This is a genomic window from Pseudomonas sp. 10S5 (genome assembly GCF_035019745.1).
In the GTDB taxonomy this organism is placed as follows: Bacteria; Pseudomonadota; Gammaproteobacteria; order Pseudomonadales; family Pseudomonadaceae; genus Aquipseudomonas.
Map to the genome: position 1 here is coordinate 63900 of NZ_JASJVL010000018.1, position 24828 is coordinate 88727.

Here is a 24828-nt window from a genome sequence, read left to right on the forward strand (position 1 = left end):
CAAACTCTGACAACAAAAATAAGAGACAGATAATGATCAACATCAAGGTGAAAACGCTTGGTGCGGTTCTGGCCGCCTTTGCAACGCTTAACGCTCACGCCGCCCAGATCCCTGAGACAGGTGAAGGCACGGTATTTCGAAGCCTTTTTGGTGACACCTTGGAAAAGGATTATGGGATTGAGGTTTCTGGCCTGTTTGACGTTGCTTACTCTCGTAACAATCGCTCGACCCATGCTGAGCGTCAGCAAGGCTTAAGCAATCTTCCGGTCGTTGGTTTCGCGGACGAGGGCCTGGAATGGGGGAGCTTGCATCTATTCATCGACAAGCCACTGAAGGGCAACATGGTGCCACGTATCACACCGTTGCCAGGGCCATCGCCGAGCGAAGCATCTTTCGGATTTACATTCGAATTGAACTACGGGCGTAATGCCCAATTCGCTCGCACTACAGGCTGGGACATGCACTGGGATGTCAACTCGCCTGGTGATACCAACCTTGCCAAGGCCCAGCGCGACAAACAAAAATTCCTCGCGATTCCCAACATCGCTGCCACCGCCTATCTGCCTTATGGTCCTGGTATCACGGCCATGGCTGGGATATTCGGACCGGCCATGGGCTATGAAATCCCGCCCAACATTCGCGCTGCTCGTAATCCGTTTGCGAGCAAGACCTATGCCTTCGTTAGCGAGCCGGGAACTGTCAGTGGCGTACTCCTTGGCACTCGCTTGTACAACGGCAAATCATCAATTCTCGGCGCCGAACTAGGGGTAGTCCAAGGGTGGAACAACCTGAGCGATAACAACAAACAGAAGTCGGTGATGGGGGCCTTGCGTTGGCGCACATCAGACATGCAAACCTGGGTCGACTATGAGTTCATCCTCGGCGATGAACAGAATGACACGTCCAACGACGTACAGGCTCCAACGTCGCGCCTGATATCGCCAGAAGGTCAGTTCAAACAACAACACTCGCTCAACGGCTGGCATCGCTTCGACTCAAACTGGTCGATGGGCGCCGAGGTCGTTTATGGCCATCAGGAGGGTGACGGCAAGGCAACAACCATCGACATCATTAACGGTCCTGGTTTTGATGGCGCCCATTGGTGGGGAGCCAACGCGGTACTCACCTATCAGCAACGTACGGATCTCTCCTACTCGGTACGAGCCGAGCATTTTGCCGATCCCGATGGGTTCATCCTGCTGCCGGTATCCACTGCTCGCGGCAATTTCAACTCCCTCACCACGGGCTTGCGCTATGACCTGAACAAGTACGTCTCGTTGCGCCCGGAAGTGCGTTACGACGTATTTGATGGCAATACAAACGATCACCCTTTTGGCGCAGGTCGCAACAGTACGCAGCTGACGGGTCTTGTTGAAGCGCTGTTTTATTTCTAAACCCTTGGCGGCCAAATTACCTAAGGCCATTAATCTCCATTACATCTGAGTAGCAACCATGAATAACAATAAGCATGCGTGGGATGTGCGGTACGAGTTTACAGCGGTCGCCCTCTTGGCCTTAGGCTTCGGCCTTGTGGGACTGGACCGATTCATCATCCTGCCGCTATTCCCGGTGATGATGAAAGACTTGGGCTTGAACTATCAGGACCTGGGGAACGTTACAGCAATACTCGGTTTGGCGTGGGGCATTTCTTCGATTTTCATGGGACGGCTATCTGATCGTATCGGTCGGCGCAACGTGCTGATTCCAGCAGTACTGGTATTTTCACTTCTTGCGGGCCTCTCGGGCCTGGCGACCGGTATGGGCGGGTTATTGCTGATCCGGGCGATTATGGGCATCTCCGAAGGCGCCTTTACTCCAACTGCGTTAGCGGCTACGGCGGAGTCGTCCCATCCGCGACGTCGGGGTATGAACATTGGCATTCAACAGGCGTTCTTCCCGATCCTGGGTCTTGGCCTTGCGCCAATTCTCGCCACCCAATTGCTAACGATAGTACCGTCCTGGCGCTGGGTGTTCATGATAGTTTCACTGCCAGGTTTTCTATTGGCATTGGCTATGTACTTTTACTTGCGGGAAACCCGAGCGATCACGCCCAAGAAATCTGGAATCAGTTCTGCAGTCAAGCACCCGAGCTGGCTGGATGCACTGCGCTATCGCAACGTCTTGCTGAACATTGTCGGCATGTTTTGCATGCTGACCTGCCTGTTCGTGATTAGCGTGATGATGCCTAACTACCTGATGGACTTTTTACACCTCCCAGTGCAGCAAATGGGCTTCGTCATGTCGGCCATCGGTTTGGGTGGTTTTCTCGGGCAATTGATCATGCCTGCCGTGTCGGACCGCATCGGTCGTAAACCAGTGGTTCTCGTATCATTCATCGCCACCGGTGTGTTTCTCTGGTTGCTGATGGGTACAGGCGCCGAACCGGTAAAGTTGTTCGCGCTACTGTTTCTGACGATTTTCTTCAACTTCAGCATGATCTGCATGACGGTCGGTCCACTCACCAGCGAGTCCGTTCCGGCCGCACTGACGTCGACCGCTACAGGATTAGTGGTGGGAATTGGTGAGATTTTTGGCGGCGGGGTCGCTCCAGCTATTGCAGGATATATCGCTCAGCACCACGGGATCGAAAACACAATGTACCTGGCACTCGGCGCAGTGCTGGTGGGATTGCTAGTCGCAACATGTTTACGGGAAACCGCACCGGCCAAAGTGGCCGAGCCTCCCGTCGAAGGAATAGATCGTGCGTAAAAATCCACTCTTCACGAGATGAGCGCTATTGGGTTGCTGTCAACCTTCCACCTTGATGTGCAACCTTCAGGAACGCCCGCACGGCACCACCAATTTCGTTGACGCGGCTAATAAGCAACAAGTCGGTGTGGGGCTCTATGTCTTCGAATGTCCGGTAGACCAGCCCGGGAATGTTTACCCGCATCAGGGGCGCGGGGACCATCGCTACCCCCATGCCGGCGGCGACTAACGCGAGCACGCTCAAGGTGCTGGTAGTGCGCTGAACCTTCGGCTCCCGCCCCAATGCTTTACGCAGACCGGCCAGCATGTATTCATCTGCTCCGTGAGCGGCATAGATGATCAACGACTCCGCCCTCAACATCGGCACGCGCAATGTTGGCTGGTTCGCCAACGGATGGTCTTCAGGCAATGCAACCACCAGCGGCCAAGTCCCAATGCGCTCAAACAACAAAGCGTTGTCTAGGGCCTGACCGCCATGACTTGGCGCATATCCCAGATCCAGTTGCCCGTTTTGTATCGCCTCGACCTGCTGCTGAGGCGCCAGCTCGCGCAAGATAATCTCAGCATCCGGATAAGCTTTACGAAAGGCGCGAACGTCGGCCATCAACCGACCGCTGAACACGGCGTTGCCGGCAAAACCGATTCGCACACTACCCATCTCTCCACGTAGCGAGCGCTGCACCACGCGTTGCGCATGCGCTGCCTGATCAAGGGTGCGCTGTGCTTCGGCACGCAGCAGTACTCCGGCTTCTGTGAGCTCCACACGACGGCTCGTGCGCAAGAATAAAGCCCCCCCAAGTTCCTCTTCCAGGCCACGTATCTGCATGCTCAGGGCTGACTGAACAATATGTAGACGCTGAGCGGCCCGGCCGAAATGCCCCTCCTCGGCGACTGCGAGAAAATAACGCAAATGACGCAAGTCCATAGGTCTCCTTATCCATCACAAATAGTGATCAATCGTTCATATCAATCTATTTGAAGTTATCTGTCCAGAAGAAGAAGCTGAAGCTCACATCCACCACCTGCCAAGGTCACCGCATGCAGACTTACCTAGAAGACCGCCTTCAAATTACCGACCTGATTACCGGCTGGATACATCGCGACTTAGGCCAATGGGACCAACTGGCGAACTTGGCCCATCCTGACGGAACCATCGAAGTCACTTGGTTTGAAGGCCCGTTTGCCGAGTTCGTCGAAGGGTCAAAGCGCATGGGCAAGTCAGACTTGCGCACCAAGCATTTGATTGGCACGCCGGTAGTGAGCCTCAATGGCAACAAGGCCATTGTCGAAACCAACGCGGTGATCGTTGCCGATAACACCCGGCTGAACCTGGGTTGCAATGGACACAACCGTTTTTATGACCTGGTCGAGAAACGCCAAGGCCTGTGGAAGCTGGTCAAGCGTCAAAGCATCTATGACATGGCGGGCTTCACCTTCCCTCAAGGCTTAGTCGAGATTGACCATGAAACCGTGGCGCGCTACCCGCGTGAATATGCGCCGCTTGCCTACCTTCTGGAAAAAAGCGGCTTTGCGCCCAATCGGGTATTCGCCACGCGCGGCAGCGACCTGGAACTGACCATGCGAGCCGAGGCCAGCGCGTGGCTCGCTGACTGATAAGCCACTGTCACCGACATTCACAACTGAGATTTTTCTGCACCGACCGCCACATCGATCTTGCGTCCCGAACAGCTCCACTACCGAAAATAATTACAACAGAGGTATTCGCTCGTGAACAATCAACTCGACATCTGCGCGATCGTCGAAAGGAGCCGCCTGAGCGCCTTTCAGATGCTTGTGCTTGGTCAATGCTTTCTGTGCATGGTCGTTGATGGGTTCGACATTCAAGCCATGGCCTACGCGGCACCAAGCCTCATCGCTCAATGGGGTATCCCTAAAGCCAACTTGGGACCGGTGTTCAGCATTAGCATGTTAGGCATGTTGATCGGCTCACTTGCTCTGGGTGCAATCGCCGATCGCGTCGGTCGACGGCCAGTACTGGTTAGCGCCTCGCTGACGATGGCGGTTCTGATGTACTTGACCGCTCAAACCACGACGGTGGACGGACTCCTTGCACTGCGCTTTTTTACCGGTATCGCCATGGGGGCAATCGTGCCTAACGCCGCCACTCTGGTGACGGAGTATGCCCCTGGGCACAACCGCGTGATGTTGTTGACGCTGGTGTCCTCTGGACTGGTCGTGGGTGGTCTCGTCGGTGGCGCGCTCGCTGCTGCACTGATTCCGCAATATGGCTGGCAAGTGGTGTTCTATTTGGGCGCCTTTGCGCCTTTGTGTGTGGGCGTAATAATGCTCTTCGCACTTCCAGAATCGTTGCAGTGGTGCGTGTTGCGCGAACGCCAGCTTGACCGTGTCAGGGCAATCCTCACACGGATCGAGCCCGGCCTGCGAATCAATGAGCACACGACATTACTCATCGCCGAACCGCGCAGAAAAGGCCTGTCGCTTGCTCACTTGTTTGCGGATGGCAGGCTGCCGGGCACGCTGTTGCTGTGGCTGATCAACTTCATGAACATGCTTTGCATTTACTTTCTCGCCTCATGGACACCCGTGCTGATGAGCGGCGCAGGCCATACACCCTCGCAAGCTGTGTTGGCGGGAACCTCCATGTGGCTGGGTGGCTTGGCAGGCGGTTGGCTACTGGGTTGGTTTGTCGACCGACACGGTTTCGGCGCCGTACTGGTTCCGACCTTTATTGTCTCTGCCGTGGCCATTGTGCTGTTCAGCCACTACTACAACTCAATCAACCTCGCTTACCTGACCATAGCCGTTGCCGGCTTCGGCATCCTCGGCGGCCAAGCGGCACTGAACGCCATGACTTCCACCTTTTATCCGACTGCACTGCGCGCAACCGGCACGGGTTGGACGCTGGGACTCGGTCGTCTAGGGGGCATTTGCGGTCCTTTCGTAGGTGCCACGCTGCTGCATCTGCAATGGTCGACGAGTGAACTGTTGGTGGCTGCAGCCATTCCCGCCAGCATCGCAGCCATCGGCATTATCGGCTTCTGGCGCCTGAATCGAACAACGGCTGTACCCATGCCCAACTAAAGCTCCAAGCAGTGGCCAGCGGATGGCCCCCAAATAAAAACAAGAGAAAAACGCATGAAGAACATCATGGTCAAATCGTTTGGCGCGGTTCTGTTCGTCTTTGCAACGAGTCATTGCCTGGCGAGCGAGCCCGTAGAGCTCGGAGAAGGTACATTGTTTCGCAGCCTGTTCGGCGACTCATTGGAGCGCGACTATGGCATCAAGATATCCGGCCTGCTGGATGCTGGTTATTCACGCAACAACAACTCATCTCATAAAGACCGCGAGTCAGGGCTGACCAACACCCCGGTCGCCGGGTTCGGCGACGAAGGGTTTGAACTGGGCAATCTTCACCTGTTCGCCGACAAAGCGCTAAAGACCAATTTTATCCCGCGTGTCACCCCTCTGCCTGGACCGTCACCCACTGAAGCTTCTTGGGGCTTCACGTTTGAGGCTGCCTACGGCCGCAATGCGCAACAGGCCCGCACTTATGGTTGGGACATGCACTGGGGAATAAACTCGCCGGGCGACAATGATCCAGATAAGGCCCGACGCGATAAACAAAATTTTCTCGCCGTGCCCAACATCGCCGCCACGGCCTACTTGCCTTACGCGGGCGGTTTCACCGCAATCGCTGGCATCTTTGGCTCAGGGCTGGGCTATGAGATTCCCCCGAACATCCGTGCCGCACGCAACCCGTTCGCCAGCCGCAGTTACGCGTTCATGACTGAATCAGGTACAGTGTCCGGCTTTTTGTTGGGCAAACGCCTGATTAACAACCAGAGCATACTGTTGGGTGCTGAATTCGGTGTGGTTCAGGGCCAGGGTAATCTGCGCGACAACAACGACGGAAAATCTCTACTGGGCGCACTGCGCTGGCGCACGCCAGACATGAATACCTGGATCGACTACGAGTTCCTCGTCGGTGATTCAGAGAACGAAAGTCGCAGTGATATTCAAACACCTCGCGGCCGAGTGATTTCTAGCGCGGGCCAGTTCAAGCAACAGCATTCGCTCAATGGCTGGCATCGGTTCGATGAAAAATGGTCCATGGGCGGTGAAATGGTTTATGGCCGTCAAGCGGGTGACGGCCAAGCCTCGACCGTCGACATCGTCACCGGCCCCGGTTTTAATGGAGCGCACTGGTGGGGAGCCAACCTGGTATTGACCTACCAGCAACGCAAAGACTTGTCTTTCTCAGCACGAGCCGAGCATTTCAACGACCCAGAAGGCTACATTTTGTTCCCCTCTTCTACCTCTAGGGGCGCGTTCAATGCGCTGACAACTGGGCTGCGGTACGATTTCAGCAAGTACCTGTCACTTCGTCCGGAACTGCGCTACGACTGGTTTGACGGCCGCGACGGGGGGCGCCCATTTGGGCAACGTGATGCGCGCAACCAACTGACCGGAACAGTAGAAGCACTGGTGTATTTCTGAGGTCTACCACCCGCCTGCATCAGGACTCTGGACCTGAATGACCTCTAGACCAGGCACGGCTAAAAACCGGTGCCTGGTGTCGGTACCCATGCACCTCATCTAGCATCCAAATCTGCGCAGAGGCGAAACGAAAACGCCGGCATGGCGCTGATGATAAGAATTGACCGTTACAGGTAACATGCTCGCTCCGCTGTACCAATGGAGATGACCTTGCCCGATAGCCGCCCACTCGCTCTCGACGAAATTGACCGCCAGTTGATTGCCGCGTTGCAGATCAATGCCCGCGAAAGCGTCGCGATGCTTGCCCGCCGACTGGGGATAGCCCGAACCACGGTGACTTCACGCTTGGCCCGACTGGAAAAGGCCAAGGTCATCACCGGTTATGGGGTGCGTTTGAGTCAGCGCGTAGTTGATGGCGGGTTGCAGGCCTACGTGGGCATCACCGTACAACCGCGCTCAGGCAAAGAGGTGCTGCGCCGGTTGAGCGCCATCGCTCAAGTTCAGCAGCTGTGTGCGGTGAGCGGCGAATTCGATTACGTGGCGTGGCTGCGCACCGACTCACCCGAACAACTGGACCAATTGCTGGATCTGATTGGTAGTGTAGATGGGGTAGAAAAAACCACCACCTCTATCATCCTTAGCAGCAAAATTGATCGAGGGCAGCCAGTTTAAGCCGACCTGGAGCCAATTTGTGGGTGAATAATTCACTGCGGTGTGCAAAACCCAGGGCTCGCCACCACGTTTTCCACCAACGGCTAAACAATCAATATGACCACCAAGCTCGTCATAACGCAGCGCCAGCATTAATAACGACACCATTTTGCGTCTTATTAACGTATCCGCTCTTATCTAGACTGTCCTCTTTTGGTTCCAGCCGAGCAAGGTCAGTCATGAACAACAATCGCCATCCTGCAGACGGTAAAAAACCGATCACCATGTTCGGCCCGGACTTCCCTTTCGCTTTTGACGACTGGATTGAACACCCGGCTGGTTTAGGCAGTATTCCGGCAGAAAATCATGGTGCGGAAGTCGCTGTGGTTGGCGCGGGAATTGCGGGTTTGGTAGCAGCCTATGAGCTGATGAAGTTGGGCTTTAAACCGGTTATTTACGAAGCCTCAAAAATGGGCGGACGTCTGCGCTCACAGGCCTTTGCTGGCACTGACGGCATTGTTGCCGAACTGGGCGGCATGCGTTTCCCGGTCTCCTCTACAGCGTTCTATCACTACGTTGACAAACTTGGCCTGGAGTCAAAACCCTTTCCGAATCCGCTGACTGCCGCGTCCGGTAGCACCGTAATCGATCTGGAAGGCAGCACGTATTACGCACAAAAACTGTCGGATCTTCCTGCACTCTTCCAAGAAGTCGCGGATGCATGGGCTGACGCGTTGGAAGCCGGTTCGCAATTCGCCGAGATCCAGCAAGCCATCCGCGACCGTGACGTCCCCCGCCTTAAAAGCCTATGGAACACACTGGTTCCGTTATGGGATGACCGGACGTTTTACGATTTCGTCGCCACCTCCAAAGCTTTTGCCAAATTGTCCTTCACCCACCGTGAAGTGTTCGGCCAAGTAGGATTCGGCACCGGTGGCTGGGACTCGGACTTCCCTAACTCGATGCTGGAAATCTTCCGAGTGGTCATGACCAACTGCGACGATCACCAGCACCTGATTGTCGGCGGCGTGGAACAAGTGCCACTGGGCATCTGGCGCCATGTGCCCGAGCGTTGTGTGCATTGGCCGGAAGGCACCAGCCTGGCTTCGCTGCACCGTGGCGCACCGCGTTCCGGGGTGAAACGCATCGCGCGTGCTGACGATGGCCGTTTCGAAGTCACCGACACGTGGGGCCACACGCTCCACTACGCTGCCGTGTTGACCACCTGTCAAAGCTGGCTGCTGACCACTCAAATCGACTGTGACGAGTCATTGTTTTCGCAGAAAATGTGGATGGCGTTGGACCGCACGCGCTATATGCAATCGTCGAAGACCTTCGTCATGGTCGACCGCCCGTTCTGGAAAGACAAAGACCCAGAAACCGGCCGCGATTTGATGAGCATGACCCTCACCGACCGCTTGACCCGTGGCACCTACCTGTTCGATAACGGCGACAACAAGCCGGGCGTTATTTGCTTGTCCTACTCCTGGATGAGCGACGCGCTGAAGATGCTCCCGCATCCGGTGGAAAAGCGCGTGAAACTGGCCCTCGACGCCCTGAAAAAGATCTACCCGAAAGTCGACATTGCAGCGCACATCATTGGCGAACCCATCACCGTCTCGTGGGAAGCCGATCCGCATTTCCTCGGTGCGTTCAAAGGTGCCTTGCCCGGCCACTACCGTTATAACCAGCGAATGTTCGCGCACTTTATGCAGCAGGACATGCCTGACGAGCAGCGGGGAATTTTCATTGCCGGCGATGATGTTTCATGGACCCCCGCATGGGTCGAAGGCGCAGTACAGACCTCGCTGAATGCAGTGTGGGGCATCATGAAGCACTTCGGCGGCAGCACTCATCCAGAAAATCCAGGCCCCGGCGATGTGTTCCATGAAATCGGCCCCATCGCCTTGGCAGACTGAGGAACATCGTCATGCGCATCGCCCTGTACCAATGCCCGCCGCTGCCGCTGGACGTCAGCGGCAACCTTGAACGCCTGGCACTGAAAGCGTCGCAAGCAGCGACCCAGGGCGCGGACCTGTTGGTGTTCCCCGAAATGTTTTTGACCGGATACAACATTGGCGCAAAAGCGGCATTTTACTTGGCCGAAGCCCGTGACGGTGAATCGGCGCAACGGGTCATGGCGATTGCTCAGGCCGCAGGCATTGCCATTCTGTACGGCTATCCCGAACGGTCCAGCGAAGGGCAGATTTACAACTCGGTGCAGTTGATTGACGCGCAGGGAAAAAGTCTCGCTCATTACCGTAAAACCCATCTATACGGTGACTTGGACCAGTCGATGTTTACGGCGGGCGGCGATGACTTTCCGGTTATCGAACTGAACGGCTGGCGTCTGGGCTTGCTGATTTGTTACGACCTGGAGTTTCCAGAAAACACTCGCAGGCTGGCCTTGGCCGGTGCTGAGTTGATCGTCGTGCCGACCGCCAATATGAAACCGTATGACTTCGTCGCTGAAGTCACGGTGCGTGCCCGGGCGTTTGAAAACCAATGCTACGTGGCGTATGCCAACTATTGCGGCAGCGAGGGCGACATTCATTATTGCGGGTTAAGCAGTATTGCCGCGCCGGACGGCAGTCGAATTGCTCAGGCTGCCGAAGATGAAACATTGATCATAGGTACGCTGGACCGACAGCTGATGAACGGCTCTCGGGCCATCAACACCTACTTCAACGATCGACGTCCGGACTTGTATATCGGGTTGAGTCGCGGCTGATTGTCCTAAACCGAAACATTTCCGCTAGCATGTTGGCTTCCCTCGCTCAAACGCCGGAAGCCTGAATGCCTGCGCTAAACACCCCCGCCGTCGAACACCTCACGTTGCCCAACGGGTTGCACGTGGTGCTTAGCCATGTGCCTGGATTGAAGCGATGTGCGGCGGCGTTGCGAGTAGCAGCTGGCAGTCATGATGTACCGGCACAATGGCCTGGTTTGGCACATTTTCTCGAACATTTGTTTTTTCTGGGCACCGAGCGCTTTCCGGCGGCCGATAATTTGATGGCCTTTGTTCAACGTCATGGCGGACAGGTCAACGCCAGCACTCGCGAACGCACCACAGAGTTTTTTTTCGAGCTCCCCCAGCCGGTGTTTGACCAAGGGTTGGAGCGTTTGTGCGAGATGCTCAGCCATCCGCGCCTTGCGCTGGCCGATCAACGACGAGAGCGCGAAGTGCTGCACGCGGAATTTATCGCTTGGTCGCAGGACGCCGAATCCCGGTATCAAACGATGTTGCTGCAACCGCTTTCAGCTCACCACCCATTGCGTAGGTTTCATGCGGGCAATCGCTACAGCCTTCCTGTTCCGCGTCAGGCTTTCCAGCAGGCGTTGCAGGACTTTTATCGACGCTTCTATCATGCGGGGCAGATGGAATTGAGCCTTGTCGGTCCGCAATCATTGGACGATTTGAGGGCGCTGGCAACACGCTACGGCAATGTTTTTGTCAGCGGAAAAAAGTCCACGCAAACTCCAGCGCCACCTCTTTTGGGAACATCGTCTGACCCTCAGCCCATTACCGACCCGCGTCGGCTGCATCTGATTTTTGCGTGCGAAGGCTTTCCTGAGCAGGGTCTCGAAGCATTGGAAGTTTTCCAGACATGGCTGACGGACTCACAACCCGGCGGCTTACTATTCGAGCTGCTTAAACGCGACTTGATCGACTCGCTCAAGATCGAGCCGCTGTACCTTTTTGAAGTTCAATTGCTGCTGAATATTGAATTCGCGCTCACCGAAGTCGGTGCTGCTCAACGCAGTGTTGTCGCCGGATTATTTTTTGACTGGTTGTCGTTTTTCAAGACAAATAGCAGCCATCCGAAACTGCAAAAGGAATACGCGCTGATTCAAGACCGAAGACGAGCGATCAAGGGGGCACTGGCGATTGCGCGGTGTTTCGGGAACCCGTCAAATCCCTCCGCATCCACGCTAAAAGCACTGCTGGACCAGATACGCCCCTCGCAGCTGCTTGATCCGCAGGCTGTGGATAACTTAGCCATTCAACCCACTTCTTGGCGCCTGCCCGCGCCTAATCCTTTTCTAAGCGCCAACATCGATGATGGCACCGAGGGGTCGATTTTCCTGCGCTGGCGTTTGAGCTCGGCGCATTCCGGCTTATGGCAGATGCTAGACAACAGCCTGGGCTCGGTCGTCATCGCGGCACGACAGGCGGGCGTCGATCTCGCTTTCAGCCGGTACGGCCATTTTTGGCAGCTTAAGCTCAGTGGCATTTCGGCACCTATGCCCGCTGTGATCAAACACACGCTGCATGTACTGACTATGCCCAAGCCTGAAACCTTGGGGCGCTACGGACAGCCTCGTCGAGAATCCGCATTGATTCCGATTCGCCACTTGCTCAAGCAACTGCCGGATGCTTGTCTGAGCACAGTGGGCCAGATCGAGGGCAACAACCACGAGCTGTCATCTGTGTGGGCAGATGCGCGGTGGACTACGTTTTCAGTCGGTTTATCCAAAGAAACCGATTTAGCGCTGACCGCAGAACTTGGCGAGATGCCCGGCACCGTCGATGATCGACCGCTAAGGGCCATTGACGTTAAGCCGGGTAAACAGCGGGTAATCGACACGTCTGATGCTTGCGAAAATGCTGTGCTTTTATTCTGCCCCGCGCCAAGCCGATGCGTGGAAGACGAAGCAGCGTGGCGGCTGTTAGCGCACCTTGGTCAAGCGCCTTTCTATCAGCGGCTGCGGGTGGAATTGCAGTTGGGCTACGCGGTATTCAGCGGTTTCCGACAAATAGCCGGGCAAGGGGGCTGGTTGTTTGGGGTGCAATCACCCAGTGCGTCTACAGAAGAAATCGTCGGACATCTGGAGGCGTTTATAAAGCACCTACCTGCGCTAATCGAGACTGTCGATTTAGCACAGCGGCGCCAAGTGTTGGCCGCACAATTCGACATTGCCACGATGGACCCGCTGCAAACCAGTGAATGGCTCTGGCAGGCGCATCTCGCTGGGCATGGCGCACGTTACGCCCAGCGGTTGCAAGCCGCGCTTCTGCGTACTGAAAAATGCGAATTGCTTACTGCTGTTTGTCGATTAGTAAGCGCCGCCGGCGGTTGGCTAATCCTAAGCAACAGGGGCGTTTCTTGAGGACGATGGCGTAGATAAAAAAACCTCTAGTAAGATAGCTGCCTAACCATCTGAACGTCTTCGCTTGGTAAGTGACTAACGAAGGTCATCAACCGCTGTATCTACCTGGAAGGAGTCTCCTATGTCGTGGACTAAACCTGCTTACACTGATCTGCGTATCGGCTTTGAAGTCACCATGTACTTCGCAAGCCGTTGATTCTGACGTGGTGCAACGCCTCGGTTCGCCGGGGCGTTTTTATTCATGGAGCGTAAATGTTCATTCAGATACTAGGTTCTGCTGCTGGCGGCGGCTTCCCTCAGTGGAACTGCAACTGTGCCAACTGCGCAGGCTTTCGCGACGGTAGCCTGCGGGCTCAAGCGCGCACTCAATCGTCCATTGCCCTGTCCGACGACGGCGTACATTGGGTGTTATGCAACGCCTCCCCCGACATCCGCGCGCAATTGCAGGACTTTAAGCCCATGCAACCGGCCCGGACCCTGCGTGACACCGGCATCAGCGCGATCATTTTGATGGACAGCCAGATTGACCACACGACTGGGCTGCTCAGCTTGCGCGAAGGCTGCCCGCATCAAGTGTGGTGTACCGACATGGTTCACGAAGATCTGAGCACCGGTTTTCCGTTATTCCCGATGCTGACCCACTGGAACGGCGGCTTACGTTGGAACCGCATCGCACTGGAAGGCAGCTTTGTCATCCCTGCCTGCCCAAAGCTACGCTTTACGCCGTTCCCCTTACGCAGCGCCGCGCCGCCGTATTCACCGCATCGTTTTGATCCGCACCCCGGCGACAACATTGGCTTGATCGTCGAAGACCTGAAAACCGGTGGTAAGTTGTTCTACGCGCCGGGGCTGGGCAAAATCGATGAAGCGCTGATGCAGCAAATGGCCGCTGCTGACTGTCTGTTGGTGGACGGCACGATGTGGAGCGACGATGAAATGCAGCGTCGCGGCGTCGGCACCCGCACCGGGCGTGAGATGGGCCACTTGGCGCAAAGCGGTCCCGGCGGCATGCTTGAAGTGTTGGAGCAGTTACCCGACCCACGCAAAGTGCTTATTCACATCAACAACACCAACCCGATCCTCGATGAAGACTCCCCGGAGCGCGCTGAGTTGGTCCGCCGTAACGTTGAAGTTGCCTACGACGGCATGAGTATCGAGCTTTAGGAGCCCTTATGAGCGACGCCACTGCATTGCTACCCGCTGAATTCGAGGCAGCCCTGCGCGCCAAGGGTGCCTATTACCATATCCATCACCCGTTTCATGTGGCGATGTACGAAGGCCGCGCAACCCGTGAACAGGTTCAGGGCTGGGTCGCCAACCGCTTTTATTATCAGGTCAATATCCCGTTGAAAGACGCTGCGATTCTGGCCAACTGCCCGGACCGTGAAATTCGCCGGGAGTGGATTCAACGCCTGCTTGATCACGATGGCGCCCCCGGAGAAGACGGCGGCATCGAAGCGTGGCTGCGTCTGGGCCAAGCTGTGGGCCTCGACCCGGACCAATTGCGCTCGCAGGAATTAGTGCTGCCCGGTGTACGATTTGCCGTCGATGCTTACGTCAACTTCGCCCGCCGCGCCAATTGGCAGGAAGCCGCCAGCAGCTCATTGACCGAATTGTTCGCGCCGCAGATTCACCAATCGCGACTGGACAGTTGGCCGCAGCACTATCCGTGGATCGACCCCGCCGGCTACGAATACTTCCGTACTCGTCTTGGTCAGGCGCGACGCGATGTCGAGCATGGTCTGACCATCACCTTGCAGCACTACACCACCTACGAAGGCCAGCAGCGAATGCTGGAAATTCTTCAGTTCAAACTGGACATTCTGTGGAGCATGCTTGATGCCATGAGCATGGCCTATGAACTGAATCGTCCGCCGTATCACAGCGTTACCGACCAACGCGTCTGGCATAAGGGGATCGCATTGTGAGCTTCAATCGACAGTTGATTCCACGCTGGCGCCAGGGTTATCGCTATCAGTTTGAACCAGCGCAAAACAGCCATGTGTTGCTGTACCCGGAAGGCATGATCAAGCTCAACGAGAGTGCCAGCGCCATTGGTGGCCTGATAGATGGCGAGCGCACGGTAGACGCGATTATCGATGCGCTAGACCAACTGTTTCCAGGCTTCCCAGAGCTCGGCGCCGACGTCGAGCAGTTTATGGAGGTCGCCCGTGCTGAACGCTGGATCGAACTTGCCTGACACCACCGTGCGGATTCCGCCGACGCCCGAAACCGGTTTGCCGTTATGGCTGCTGGCCGAGCTGACCTATCGCTGCCCGCTGCAATGCCCGTACTGCTCTAACCCGCTGGATTTCGCCGCGCAAGGTCAGGAACTGACCACCGCAGAATGGTTCAAGGTGATGCGTGAAGCCCGGGAAATGGGCGCGGCGCAAATCGGTTTTTCCGGCGGCGAACCCCTGGTGCGCCAAGACTTGGCCCAGCTGATTGCCGAAGCACGGCGACTCGGCTTTTACACCAACCTGATCACCTCGGGTATCGGCCTTACCGAACAGAAAATCATCGATTTCAAAAAAGCCGGGCTGGACCATATCCAGATCAGTTTCCAAGCCAGTGACGAGCAAGTGAACAACATGCTGGCGGGGTCGAAAAAGGCTTTCGCGCAAAAGTTGGAAATGGCCCGGGCAGTGAAAGCCCATGGTTACCCCATGGTGCTGAACTTCGTTACCCACCGGCATAACATCGACAAAATCGACCGTATCATTGAGCTGTGCATTGCGCTGGAAGCGGACTTCGTTGAGCTGGCCACCTGTCAGTTCTATGGCTGGGCGAAACTCAATCGCGAGGGCCTGTTGCCGACCCGCGATCAACTCGTACGCGCCGAACGCATCACCAATGAATACCGGGCGAAGCTCGCCGCCGAAGACCATCCGTGCAAACTGATTTTTGTCACGCCGGATTATTACGAAGAACGCCCAAAAGGCTGCATGAACGGTTGGGGCAGCGTGTTTTTGACCGTAACCCCAGACGGCACTGCCCTGCCTTGCCATGGCGCGCGCCAGTTACCGATCCAGTTTCCCAATGTGCGCGAGCACAGCATGCAGCACATCTGGTACGACTCGTTTGGCTTCAATCGCTTTCGCGGATATGCCTGGATGCCCGAACCGTGTCGTTCGTGCGACGAAAAGGAGAAAGACTTCGGTGGCTGCCGCTGTCAGGCGTTTATGTTGACCGGCGATGCGAGCAATGCCGATCCGGTTTGTGGAAAATCCCCCCATCACGGGATCATTACTCAGGCCCGCGAAGAAGCCGAGTATGCTACTCAAACCATTGAACAGTTGGCCTTCCGTAATGAACGCAATTCCCGGCTTATCATCAAATCCTGAACCCTTCAGCGCCGCGCAGGCGGTCGCTGCGGGCGTCGACTTTGCAGAACTGGCCGTCAACGCGGCGGGCGTGTTCTGGAACGAATACCGTCCCGAAGACGCGGCTTCGCGGATTTGGCGCTGGCACGAAGGCCGGGCACAGTGCTTGACGCCTGAAGGCTTCAGCGTGCGCAGTCGGGTTTATGAATACGGCGGGGGATCGTTTTGTTTGAGCGACGATGCCGTGATGTTCGTCAACGAGGCCGATCAACAGCTGTATCGACAACTATTTGATGCCTCGGAACCCGAAAGGCTCAGCCACGGCAGCCGACACTACGGTGATCTACGGTTCGGCCAAGGTTGGGTGTTTGCCGTCGAAGAAGAGGGCGACGTTCACCGCTTGGTGGCGTTCGACGCAGTGACCGGTCAACGCCAGTTATTGGTTGAAGGCGCTGATTTTTATGCCGCACCCACGCTCAGCCCAGACGGCCAGCGCTTAGCCTGGATCGAGTGGCAGCGTCCGCATCAGCCGTGGACCTCAACTCAATTAATGTGTGCTGAACGTCAAGGCGATGGCCAATGGGCGACAGCGCGCTGTGTCGCCGGGCTAGACGACGAAGAGTCGATACAACAACCGTGCTTTGATGCTCAAGGCCAATTGTTTTGCCTGACTGATCGCGGGGGGTTTTGGCAGCCTTGGGTCGAGTCTTCCAACGGCTTGGCTGCATTACCCGCTGCTACGGCGGATCACTCACCTGCGCCGTGGCAATTGGGCGGCTGCACTTGGTTACCACTTGCCGGGCACAGCTACGTGGCGACGTGGTCCGAGGAAGGTTTTGGGCAACTCGCTATTCGTTCTGCTGACGGTTTGACAGACGACTTCACCGGAGAATACAGCCGCTTTCGCAGTCTAGCGGTGGACGAGCAGTTTATTTATTGCATCGCTGCTTCGGCGATCAGTCCGTCGGCGGTTATCGTCATTGATCGCCAGAATCATCAGGTTCAAGTATTGGCCGGAGGCGTAGCACCGCTCCCGGCTGAACGTATCACGCGCCCACAAGCCCTGCGTTATCCCAGTGGCACTGGCGAGGCGCACGGCTTTTTTTATCCTGCCATTAATGGGCTGGAGATGCCGCCGCTGGTGGTATTTATCCACGGCGGCCCGACCTCGGCGTGTTATCCGGTACTGGACCCACGCATTCAGTATTGGAGCCAGCGTGGATTCGCTGTTGCCGACCTCAACTACCGAGGCAGCACCGGTTATGGACGCGCCTATCGGCAGGCCTTGCATCTGAACTGGGGCGATGTCGACGTAGAGGATGCCTGCGCGGTGGTGGCTTACTTGGCCGAGCGTCAGATGATCAATCCCGACCAAGCCTTCATCCGCGGCGGCAGCGCGGGCGGGTACACCACCTTATGCGCACTGGCCTACCATCAGGTATTTCGTGCAGGGGCCAGTTTGTATGGCGTTAGCGATCCTATCGCGTTGGCCCGGGCCACGCATAAATTCGAAGGCGATTACCTGGACTGGCTGATCGGTGATCCCGATAAAGATGCCGAGCGTTACAAAGCCCGCACACCATTACTGCATGCTGACCACATCACAGTGCCGGTTATCTTCTTCCAAGGCGAACTGGACGCAGTGGTTGTGCCGAAACAGACCCGTGACATGCTCAAGGCGCTCCTCGACAACGGCATTGCAGCCGAAGGCCACTTCTACCCTGATGAGCGCCATGGTTTTCGCAAGGCCAGCAATCAGGCCCACGCGCTTGAGCAAGAGTGCAATTTCTATCAGCGGATAATGGACAACTGATGGCGTTGGCCCGATACCAAAAACTACCGTAAGAGCGCTGTCCCCGGATGGCGCGCAAAGCGATCCCAACTATCCCGTTCCACGGGAAGATCTGGGCTGCCAGATTTACGAGTGCGTGCAGCCGATCATGGGCAAACGCGCGCCTATAACGGCCGTGTTTGCTAAACGGTTAATCGCGTTTGGCGATGATGTACACCGCATGGATGACACCGGGGAAGTAGCCCAGCAATGTGAGCAAAATATTTAACCAAAAAGCACCGGCGAAACCGACCTGTAGGAATACACCCAGCGGTGGCAGCAAGATGGCGATGATGATGCGGACGATATCCATAAGGTAGGGCTCCAGGTTAAGACGGCTTTCACAACCGTACAGCTAATCGACCCGCTGCCAAGGACAGGGTTCAACACCGCCTTAACCCTTAAGCCGCAACAGTACCCCAATTTCCGGGTACCGATCCCAGGGAGCGCTTTTCTGCAACAGGAGTGCCTCGCGCCAGAACCGCCGCTCCTAACCTGCCGCCTTCTGTGACACTGCTCAGCACTACAATATCGGCGCGAATAGCGTAGCGGTCCTCGCACAGCAAGGTCTCATGACGGCCCAGGCCGGTACGGGTTTCGTCGAGGATCAACAGGATTTTCAATTCCCGGCACAGCTGCGCGGCACCTTGGAAATACGTGAAGGTCGCCGCCATATCAACATCGCTATTAAGGCGGGGCTCAAGGACGACGGCGACGGTCCGCGAATCTACCGCAGCATGCAGCGCTGCCAGATCGTTGAGCGCTGCGCCCATTGAATGTGGGCTACTGTTACAGGTCGAGACAATACCAATCGCGCCTCTGCGATGCAGCTGACCCCATTTTCGGGTCAAACCAACGGCCACTTCTCTAGCCTCGGCCCCGGTGTCGACAAGGTGTACGTGATCGTTGCTAGTGCTGCGGCGTAACAGCTCCGCAAGACTGGGGCCAGCGTCATCATCGCTACTGTCCCGTTCCAACCTGGCAGAAGGGGACGAAGTGTCCAGCTCTCGACGATTGAACAGCAACTTGAACAGACTCATGCGCGCAGCCCTTCCAACGGCAGTCCGAGTAGGCGCTCGGACCAGTCCTCAACGCTACCAGTGCGCAGACGCTTGAGCGCAATGTCACGCCAGCGAGACGACAGCGCCGGGCAATCCACCAGTTTCTTCAGGCCGGCATGTTCCAGCGGCTCGATATAAAAGCTGCGTAACGCCCATGCCACGGTCAAGCCGGGGTAGCTGCGTTGCATCAATTCAAACGGATCAGTGTCGCTGATAAATCCCGGCTTAAGCACACGGTAGAACCAGCCGCAACGGCCGCTGTTCTGAGCCTCTTGCGGCATGTGATCCAAGCCCCAACGGTGAGTCAAGCGATAGCATGGGGATCGCGGCTGACTTATCTGTACCAACGCATTGCCCCAGCGAAATATATCGCCCAGACAGGCGTGCTCTTCAGTGATGCCGTGGGTAGAAAGGTTTTCGCCGAATGCAGGGGCACTCCAATCGACGTGCGGGTAAAGCTTGCGCCAATAGGCGTAATGTTCAGCGGGGTAATGATGCAAGGCGCGTTCTGGACCAGTATGAAAGCGTGGGTCACCGTGTTCGTCGGTGCCTAAGCCCTGCGGCCACAGCCACGTACGGCGTTCCAGGCGTTGCTTATCGATGTCACTTACCAATCCATGGCCGAGGTTTTTTGCTCTCCCTATGTAAACACCGTCGACACATATGCTGTTCATTGCTGTTTCTGGGCCTGTAAGCCTTGAGGAATAGGGCTAGACTAAGCCCTCATCATGGCCCGAGGCCATTTCGTTTTAGTAACATTTTCGATAAGATTTTCTTATGGATTTTCGGCAACTGCGTTATTTTGTCGCGGTGTATGAAGAAGGCCATGTCGGACGCGCAGCAGAGCGGCTTTCTCTGTCGCAACCTGCGCTTTCGCAGCAGATTCGCCAGCTGGAACACAGTCTCGATGTCAGCCTGTTTGAACGTACCAGCAAACGTTTATTGCCTACTTTGGCCGCGCATACGCTATACAACCACGCGCTGCCGCTGCTCGACGGCATGCAAAGAGCCCGCGAGGCGCTACGCAATTTCCGCGGGCAGTCCGTACGAACGTTAGCCATTGGCGTGCTGCAGACCGTGCTCTACCTCGTGCCGCAACTTCTGGAGCAATTGCGCAAAGCGCAGCCGCATCTTGTGGTGCACATTTACGAGTTGTCTGGTCTGGAAATAGAACGACGCCTGCTCAACGGTGCGTTAGATATAGGCATCAGTTTTTTGCCCGCCCATCAACCGGGCCTGCACAGCCTGGTGCTCTACGAAGACGAGTTGCAACTGGTGATCCCGGCCGATCATTCGCTGCGGGAGTTTAAGAAAGTGTCCGTCAGCCAGGCAGCAGAGTTACCGATGTTGTTATTGGGTGAGGAATATCAGGTGCGGCAGATCTGGCAGGCACAGCTGACTACCCTCGGGCGCCGCCCCCACGTGCAAGCCGAACTCAATAGCATGGCTGGCATTCTCGACAGTTTGCTCAATACTTCCCTAGCGACAGTACTGCCGGGCCGGGTGCAACAGGTTCAGGGGGACAGTTCGTTACTGTGGAAACCGCTGACCGAACCCCGTGTACCGCTCAAAGTGGGACTGGTGTATCGCGATGCGCAACGGCATCAACCTGTGTTGGAACTGCTGCGGACGCTTTTAGAGGATGGAGGCGCGGGTAGATCAGGAGTACCGGGGCCACTGGACGTGATCAACTGACGCCCGCAGGTTAAATCGCGCACAAAGAAAACCCCGCCGAAGCGGGGTTTTGCAGACTGTTTCCCTGACATCCTTTTCGCCCCACCATCCTGGCAGGCATCCCTACGTGTCCCTGTTATGTTTTTGCGCTTCCTGCGCTACGTCCCTGTTAAGTAGATTAACTTTGGATCCACCTAAGCGATAGGGGCAAAGGTCAGTACGTCATGTAAGTAAATGCTTACACAGCAGAGATCTGCCCTACAACATTTAAAACTGTGAAGCGTCTAGCAGATACAACGACTCGCTGCCGGCTTTGACCGACGCACTCAACGAGTGAATACGCGGTAGCAGCCTTGCGAAGTAAAAACGAGCGGTGCCCAGCTTGCTGGCATAAAAATCTTCCTGCGATTGCTTGCCAAGTGCGGCGCGGGCCATCAATGCCCACATGTAGGCATAGGCGGTGTAGCCGAACGCATGCAAGTACTCGACTGAGGCAGCGCCGATTTCATTGGCGTCGGTGCGGGATCTATCCAACACCCACGCCGTCAGTTCATCGAGATTGTCGAGGGCTGCGCTCAGCGGTGTAGTGAATTCAGCCATCTCGCTACCAGCTTGCGCGGTGAATTTACGTATCTCATCAGCGAACAACGCATAGTAAGCGCCGCCATTTCCGACGATTTTGCGCCCAACCAAATCCAGTGCCTGAATGCCGTTGGTGCCCTCGTAGATTTGGGTGATACGCACGTCACGGACCAGTTGCTCCTGACCCCACTCCCGAATAAAGCCGTGGCCGCCGAATATTTGCTGACCATGTACCGTGGTTTCCAGCCCCAAATCGGTGAGAAACGCCTTGGCGACCGGCGTCAGCAGGGCGACCAGATCGTCGGCACGTTTACGCGCGGCGGGGTCTTCGCTGAATTTTGCAATGTCCAATTGCATCGCCACGTAGGTGGAAAACGCCCGGCCACCTTCATTGGACGCTTTCATGGTCAACAGCATGCGACGCACGTCCGGGTGAACGATGATCGGATCAGCCACCTTGTCCTTGGCTTGAACGCCAGTCGGCGAGCGACTTTGCAGACGATCACGAGCATATTCGATAGCATTTTGATACGAACGCTCGCCAGACGCCAAGCCTTGAATGCCTACCCCCAAACGCTCGTAGTTCATCATGGTAAACATGGCCGCCAGGCCACGGTTGGGTTCGCCAACCAGATAACCTACAGCACTATCGAAATTCATCACGCACGTTGCCGAGGCCTGAATCCCCATTTTGTGCTCAATCGACCCGCAGGTGACCGGGTTACGTACGCCCAAACTACCGTCGGTGTTGACCATAAACTTGGGCACCAGAAACAGCGAAATACCTTTCGGTCCAGCAGGCGCATCCGGCAGCTTAGCCAGCACAAGGTGAATGATATTTTCGGTCAGGTCGTGCTCGCCACCTGTGATGAAAATCTTGGTGCCGCTGACTTTATAAGATCCATCGGATTGCGGCTCGGCCTTGGTGCGAATAATCCCAAGATCAGTACCGGCATGGGATTCGGTCAAACACATGGAGCCAGCCCAAAGCCCGGAGTACATGTTGGGCAGGTAAGTTGCTTTCAGATCTTCACTGGCATGTGTGCTGATGGACACGCAGGCCCCGGAGGTGAGCATGGGGTACAAGCCAAAAGCCAAACTGGAGGAATTGATCATTTCTTCGACTTGCGCCGAAACTGCTTTGGGCATGCCCATCCCGCCAAATTCCGGATCGCCGCCTACGCCAACCCAACCGCCGTCGGCATAAGTTTGATAAGCCTGGGGGAAACCTGCCGGGGTAGTGACTACGCCATCGTTCCAATGGCAGCCTTCTTCATCGGCGCTTCTGCTGAGCGGAGCGATGCTTTTACTGGTGACTTTGCCTGCTTCTTCAAGGATTGCTTCTACCGTCTCGGCATCGACTGTTTCGGCCAGTGCCGGGAGTTGAGCCCAGAGCTTGGCAACCTCGAAAACCTCATTGAGGACGAAACGCATATCGCGCAGGGGCGCTTTATAGTCAGCCATGGCAAACCTCCCGGAATTGAGCCGTTAACATGAAGGCTCCGAGTGTACCCGAACACCATTTGCGACACATAGGGTCAGTGTGTGACCGTATAGCCACATACAGTCACACTTACATCCCACTCATTACAGCGCGAACATCTCCGCTGGTAGTTGCATCAGACAGTCACTGCCCGCTTCAATTGCCGCTTGATGCGCGGAGGTGCGTGGTAGAAGCCGCTTGAAATAAAACTCGCAGGTCGCCAACTTGCCTTGGCAATAGGCAGAATCGCCGCTGCCTTCATCCAGTTGGGTTTGGGCGACCAATGCCATGCGTAACCATAGGTACCCGAGAATGATGTAACCGCTGTACATCAGATAATCAAGGGCCGCCGCGCCCACTTCATCAGGGTTTTTCATCGCAGCTATACCGACTTTTGTAGTCAGTTCGCCCCACTGCTTATTCAAGGCATTGAGCTGACTGACGAAGCCCTTGAGCTGCGGGTGTTCGGCATTAGTTTCACAAAACTTATGCACAATTTCGGTAAAACCACGCAGTAACTTTCCTTGGCTGCCTAATACTTTACGGCCGAGTAAATCCAGTGCCTGGATACCATTGGTACCCTCATAAATAGGGGCGATACGGCAGTCACGAACCAGTTGCTCCATACCCCACTCGCGGATAAAGCCGTGCCCCCCAAAAACCTGCATCCCAAGATTGGTGACTTCTAAACCGGTTTCGGTCATGAATGCCTTGCAGATCGGCGTGAGGAACGCCAAGAGGTTTTCCGCGTCTTCGCGTTGACCCGCATCGTCGCTCATGTGCGCAGTGTCGAGCATCTGCGCGGTGAAATAGGTCAATGCGCGATTACCCTCGTTGAAGGCTTTCATGGTCAGCAACATGCGGCGCACGTCCGGGTGAACGATGATAGGGTCCGCAGCCTTGTCCGGCGCTTTAGGTCCGGTCAGGGAGCGCATTTGCAGGCGTTCGTTGGCGTACTTAATCGCCCCCTGGAAACTGGTTTCGCCCAGACACATGCCCTGCATGCCAGTGCCCAAGCGGGCATGATTCATCATGGTAAACATACAGTTGAGGCCTTTATTGGCCTCGCCGATCAAATATCCGGTGGCGTTATCGAAGTTGATCACGCAGGTTGCAGAAGCCTTTATGCCCATCTTGTGTTCGATGGAACCACACGACACACCGTTGCGCTGGCCGGCATTGCCCGCAGCGTCTGGCAGAAATTTAGGCACGATAAACAACGAAATGCCACGGGTTCCCGCCGGGGCATCTGGCAGTTTCGCCAGCACCAAGTGGACGATGTTCTGGCTCATGTCGTGCTCGCCAGCCGAGATGAAAATCTTGCTACCGGAAATACCATAACTGCCGTCGGCTTGCGGCACAGCGCGGGTTTTGATGATTCCCAAGTCGGTGCCGCAATGGGCTTCGGTCAGGCACATAGTCCCTGTCCATTCGCCTTCGGTGAGCTTGGTCAGGTACGTTTGCTTCTGATCTTCGGTGCCGTGGGTATGAATGGCCGACATCGCGCCGTGGGTCAATCCTGGGTACATGCCCCATGAAGTATTGCTGGAGGCGATCATTTCGCTGATAGCCAGCCCCAGCGATAACGGCAAACCTTGACCACCGTAAGCCGGGTCCGCCGACAAGCCATGCCAACCGCCTTCGACGTATTGAGCAAAGGCTTCTTTGAAACCCTTGGGCGTGGTGACGACACCCTGGTCGAAATGACAGCCTTCTTCATCGCCGGGACGGTTCAGCGGCGACAGCACTTGTTCGCAGAACTTAGCGCCCTCTTCCAGAATCGCGCTGACCATGTCTGGACTGGCGTCATGGGCGCCGAGCGCCTGGTAATGAGCAGGGAAATCGAAAACGTTGTTGATCAAGAAGCGCATATCGCGCAGGGGGGCTTTGTACTCAGGCATGGTCATTTCTCCGGCAGCAGAT

22 protein-coding genes are annotated in these 24828 nt (G+C 56.1%); 16 read left to right on the forward strand and 6 right to left on the reverse strand.

Going from position 1 to position 24828, the window contains the following annotated elements; translation table 11 throughout:
• Positions 1 to 32 precede the first annotated feature (32 nt).
• Positions 33 to 1394: an outer membrane beta-barrel protein gene (locus tag QN378_RS18620; RefSeq protein WP_323550792.1), complete on the forward strand. Its 1362-nt coding sequence runs from the start codon at positions 33 to 35 to the stop codon at positions 1392 to 1394.
• A gap of 58 nt (positions 1395 to 1452) precedes the next feature.
• A complete protein-coding gene (locus QN378_RS18625) occupies positions 1453 to 2709 on the forward strand; it encodes an MFS transporter (RefSeq protein ID WP_322205670.1) in 1257 nt (418 codons plus the stop codon).
• A 25-nt stretch (positions 2710 to 2734) separates the two neighbouring features.
• On the opposite strand, the gene QN378_RS18630 is transcribed toward QN378_RS18625, so the two are convergent.
• On the reverse strand, positions 2735 to 3634 hold the full coding sequence (locus QN378_RS18630) for a LysR substrate-binding domain-containing protein (RefSeq protein WP_323550791.1): 900 nt from the start codon (positions 3632 to 3634) through the stop codon (positions 2735 to 2737).
• A 113-nt stretch (positions 3635 to 3747) separates the two neighbouring features.
• Between QN378_RS18630 and QN378_RS18635 the strand changes: the two genes are divergently transcribed.
• The 13 genes from QN378_RS18635 to QN378_RS18695 all read left to right on the forward strand — a co-directional run bounded on the left by QN378_RS18635 (position 3748) and on the right by QN378_RS18695 (position 18087).
• A complete protein-coding gene (locus tag QN378_RS18635) occupies positions 3748 to 4323 on the forward strand; it encodes a nuclear transport factor 2 family protein (RefSeq protein WP_322205672.1) in 576 nt (191 codons plus the stop codon).
• 114 nt (positions 4324 to 4437) lie between these two features.
• Positions 4438 to 5772: an MFS transporter gene (locus QN378_RS18640; protein WP_322205673.1), complete on the forward strand. Its 1335-nt coding sequence runs from the start codon at positions 4438 to 4440 to the stop codon at positions 5770 to 5772.
• A gap of 54 nt (positions 5773 to 5826) precedes the next feature.
• On the forward strand, positions 5827 to 7188 hold the full coding sequence (locus tag QN378_RS18645) for an outer membrane beta-barrel protein (protein ID WP_323550790.1): 1362 nt from the start codon (positions 5827 to 5829) through the stop codon (positions 7186 to 7188).
• Positions 7189 to 7398: 210 nt separating this feature from the next.
• Positions 7399 to 7860: an Lrp/AsnC family transcriptional regulator gene (locus tag QN378_RS18650; protein ID WP_322205675.1), complete on the forward strand. Its 462-nt coding sequence runs from the start codon at positions 7399 to 7401 to the stop codon at positions 7858 to 7860.
• A gap of 218 nt (positions 7861 to 8078) precedes the next feature.
• On the forward strand, positions 8079 to 9758 hold the full coding sequence (locus QN378_RS18655; protein ID WP_322205676.1) for a flavin monoamine oxidase family protein: 1680 nt from the start codon (positions 8079 to 8081) through the stop codon (positions 9756 to 9758).
• 11 nt (positions 9759 to 9769) lie between these two features.
• Positions 9770 to 10570, forward strand: coding sequence for a carbon-nitrogen hydrolase family protein (locus tag QN378_RS18660; RefSeq protein WP_322205677.1), 801 nt, complete (start codon positions 9770 to 9772; stop codon positions 10568 to 10570).
• Positions 10571 to 10635: 65 nt separating this feature from the next.
• Complete coding sequence (pqqF, locus tag QN378_RS18665; protein ID WP_323550789.1) at positions 10636 to 12951, forward strand: pyrroloquinoline quinone biosynthesis protein PqqF; 2316 nt, start codon at positions 10636 to 10638, stop codon at positions 12949 to 12951.
• Between the two features lie 121 nt (positions 12952 to 13072).
• Complete coding sequence (gene pqqA / locus QN378_RS18670; protein WP_003422658.1) at positions 13073 to 13147, forward strand: pyrroloquinoline quinone precursor peptide PqqA; 75 nt, start codon at positions 13073 to 13075, stop codon at positions 13145 to 13147.
• 56 nt (positions 13148 to 13203) lie between these two features.
• Entirely contained in the window at positions 13204 to 14115 is a 912-nt protein-coding gene (pqqB, locus tag QN378_RS18675; RefSeq protein ID WP_322205679.1) for a pyrroloquinoline quinone biosynthesis protein PqqB, read from the forward strand.
• Between the two features lie 8 nt (positions 14116 to 14123).
• Positions 14124 to 14879: a pyrroloquinoline-quinone synthase PqqC gene (gene pqqC, locus QN378_RS18680; protein WP_322205680.1), complete on the forward strand. Its 756-nt coding sequence runs from the start codon at positions 14124 to 14126 to the stop codon at positions 14877 to 14879.
• Entirely contained in the window at positions 14876 to 15151 is a 276-nt protein-coding gene (gene pqqD, locus QN378_RS18685; RefSeq protein WP_322205681.1) for a pyrroloquinoline quinone biosynthesis peptide chaperone PqqD, read from the forward strand. The genes pqqC and pqqD overlap by 4 nt, the downstream gene beginning before the upstream one ends.
• A gap of 7 nt (positions 15152 to 15158) precedes the next feature.
• The gene (gene pqqE / locus QN378_RS18690) at positions 15159 to 16295 is read left to right on the forward strand and encodes a pyrroloquinoline quinone biosynthesis protein PqqE (RefSeq protein ID WP_322206954.1); all 1137 of its coding nucleotides are present in this window, start codon (positions 15159 to 15161) and stop codon (positions 16293 to 16295) included.
• The gene (locus QN378_RS18695) at positions 16261 to 18087 is read left to right on the forward strand and encodes a S9 family peptidase (RefSeq protein WP_323550788.1); all 1827 of its coding nucleotides are present in this window, start codon (positions 16261 to 16263) and stop codon (positions 18085 to 18087) included. Before pqqE ends, QN378_RS18695 begins: the two co-directional genes overlap by 35 nt.
• 169 nt (positions 18088 to 18256) lie before the next feature.
• Here QN378_RS18695 and QN378_RS18700 read toward each other — a convergent pair whose 3' ends face one another.
• The 3 genes from QN378_RS18700 to QN378_RS18710 all read right to left on the reverse strand — a co-directional run bounded on the left by QN378_RS18700 (position 18257) and on the right by QN378_RS18710 (position 19840).
• Positions 18257 to 18418 (reverse strand): YqaE/Pmp3 family membrane protein, encoded by a 162-nt coding sequence (locus tag QN378_RS18700; RefSeq protein WP_322205683.1) that lies wholly within the window; start codon positions 18416 to 18418, stop codon positions 18257 to 18259.
• Between the two features lie 88 nt (positions 18419 to 18506).
• Positions 18507 to 19145, reverse strand: coding sequence for an aminotransferase class III-fold pyridoxal phosphate-dependent enzyme (locus QN378_RS18705; protein WP_322205684.1), 639 nt, complete (start codon positions 19143 to 19145; stop codon positions 18507 to 18509).
• Complete coding sequence (locus QN378_RS18710) at positions 19142 to 19840, reverse strand: MOSC domain-containing protein (protein WP_323550787.1); 699 nt, start codon at positions 19838 to 19840, stop codon at positions 19142 to 19144. The genes QN378_RS18705 and QN378_RS18710 overlap by 4 nt, the downstream gene beginning before the upstream one ends.
• Positions 19841 to 19943: 103 nt before the next feature.
• Here QN378_RS18710 and QN378_RS18715 point away from each other — a divergent pair, with 103 nt between their 5' ends.
• Complete coding sequence (locus QN378_RS18715; RefSeq protein WP_322205686.1) at positions 19944 to 20861, forward strand: LysR family transcriptional regulator; 918 nt, start codon at positions 19944 to 19946, stop codon at positions 20859 to 20861.
• A gap of 246 nt (positions 20862 to 21107) precedes the next feature.
• Here the strand turns inward: QN378_RS18715 and QN378_RS18720 are convergent, their stop codons facing one another.
• Both QN378_RS18720 and QN378_RS18725 read right to left on the reverse strand, forming a co-directional pair.
• Positions 21108 to 22886, reverse strand: coding sequence for an acyl-CoA dehydrogenase C-terminal domain-containing protein (locus tag QN378_RS18720; protein WP_322205687.1), 1779 nt, complete (start codon positions 22884 to 22886; stop codon positions 21108 to 21110).
• A gap of 123 nt (positions 22887 to 23009) precedes the next feature.
• Positions 23010 to 24806: an acyl-CoA dehydrogenase C-terminal domain-containing protein gene (locus QN378_RS18725; protein WP_322205688.1), complete on the reverse strand. Its 1797-nt coding sequence runs from the start codon at positions 24804 to 24806 to the stop codon at positions 23010 to 23012.
• Between the last annotated feature and the right edge of the window lie 22 nt (positions 24807 to 24828).

Coding starts and splice junctions, on each gene's coding strand:
- QN378_RS18620 (WP_323550792.1), top strand. CDS start 33: ATGATCAACATCAAGGTGAAAACGCTTGGTGCGGTTCTGGCCGCCTTT.
- QN378_RS18625 (WP_322205670.1), top strand. CDS start 1,453: ATGAATAACAATAAGCATGCGTGGGATGTGCGGTACGAGTTTACAGCG.
- QN378_RS18630 (WP_323550791.1), bottom strand. CDS start 3,634: ATGGACTTGCGTCATTTGCGTTATTTTCTCGCAGTCGCCGAGGAGGGG.
- QN378_RS18635 (WP_322205672.1), top strand. CDS start 3,748: ATGCAGACTTACCTAGAAGACCGCCTTCAAATTACCGACCTGATTACC.
- QN378_RS18645 (WP_323550790.1), top strand. CDS start 5,827: ATGAAGAACATCATGGTCAAATCGTTTGGCGCGGTTCTGTTCGTCTTT.
- QN378_RS18655 (WP_322205676.1), top strand. CDS start 8,079: ATGAACAACAATCGCCATCCTGCAGACGGTAAAAAACCGATCACCATG.
- QN378_RS18660 (WP_322205677.1), top strand. CDS start 9,770: ATGCGCATCGCCCTGTACCAATGCCCGCCGCTGCCGCTGGACGTCAGC.
- pqqF (WP_323550789.1), top strand. CDS start 10,636: ATGCCTGCGCTAAACACCCCCGCCGTCGAACACCTCACGTTGCCCAAC.
- pqqB (WP_322205679.1), top strand. CDS start 13,204: ATGTTCATTCAGATACTAGGTTCTGCTGCTGGCGGCGGCTTCCCTCAG.
- pqqC (WP_322205680.1), top strand. CDS start 14,124: ATGAGCGACGCCACTGCATTGCTACCCGCTGAATTCGAGGCAGCCCTG.
- QN378_RS18695 (WP_323550788.1), top strand. CDS start 16,261: ATGAACGCAATTCCCGGCTTATCATCAAATCCTGAACCCTTCAGCGCC.
- QN378_RS18700 (WP_322205683.1), bottom strand. CDS start 18,418: ATGGATATCGTCCGCATCATCATCGCCATCTTGCTGCCACCGCTGGGT.
- QN378_RS18705 (WP_322205684.1), bottom strand. CDS start 19,145: ATGAGTCTGTTCAAGTTGCTGTTCAATCGTCGAGAGCTGGACACTTCG.
- QN378_RS18710 (WP_323550787.1), bottom strand. CDS start 19,840: ATGAACAGCATATGTGTCGACGGTGTTTACATAGGGAGAGCAAAAAAC.
- QN378_RS18715 (WP_322205686.1), top strand. CDS start 19,944: ATGGATTTTCGGCAACTGCGTTATTTTGTCGCGGTGTATGAAGAAGGC.
- QN378_RS18720 (WP_322205687.1), bottom strand. CDS start 22,886: ATGGCTGACTATAAAGCGCCCCTGCGCGATATGCGTTTCGTCCTCAAT.
- QN378_RS18725 (WP_322205688.1), bottom strand. CDS start 24,806: ATGCCTGAGTACAAAGCCCCCCTGCGCGATATGCGCTTCTTGATCAAC.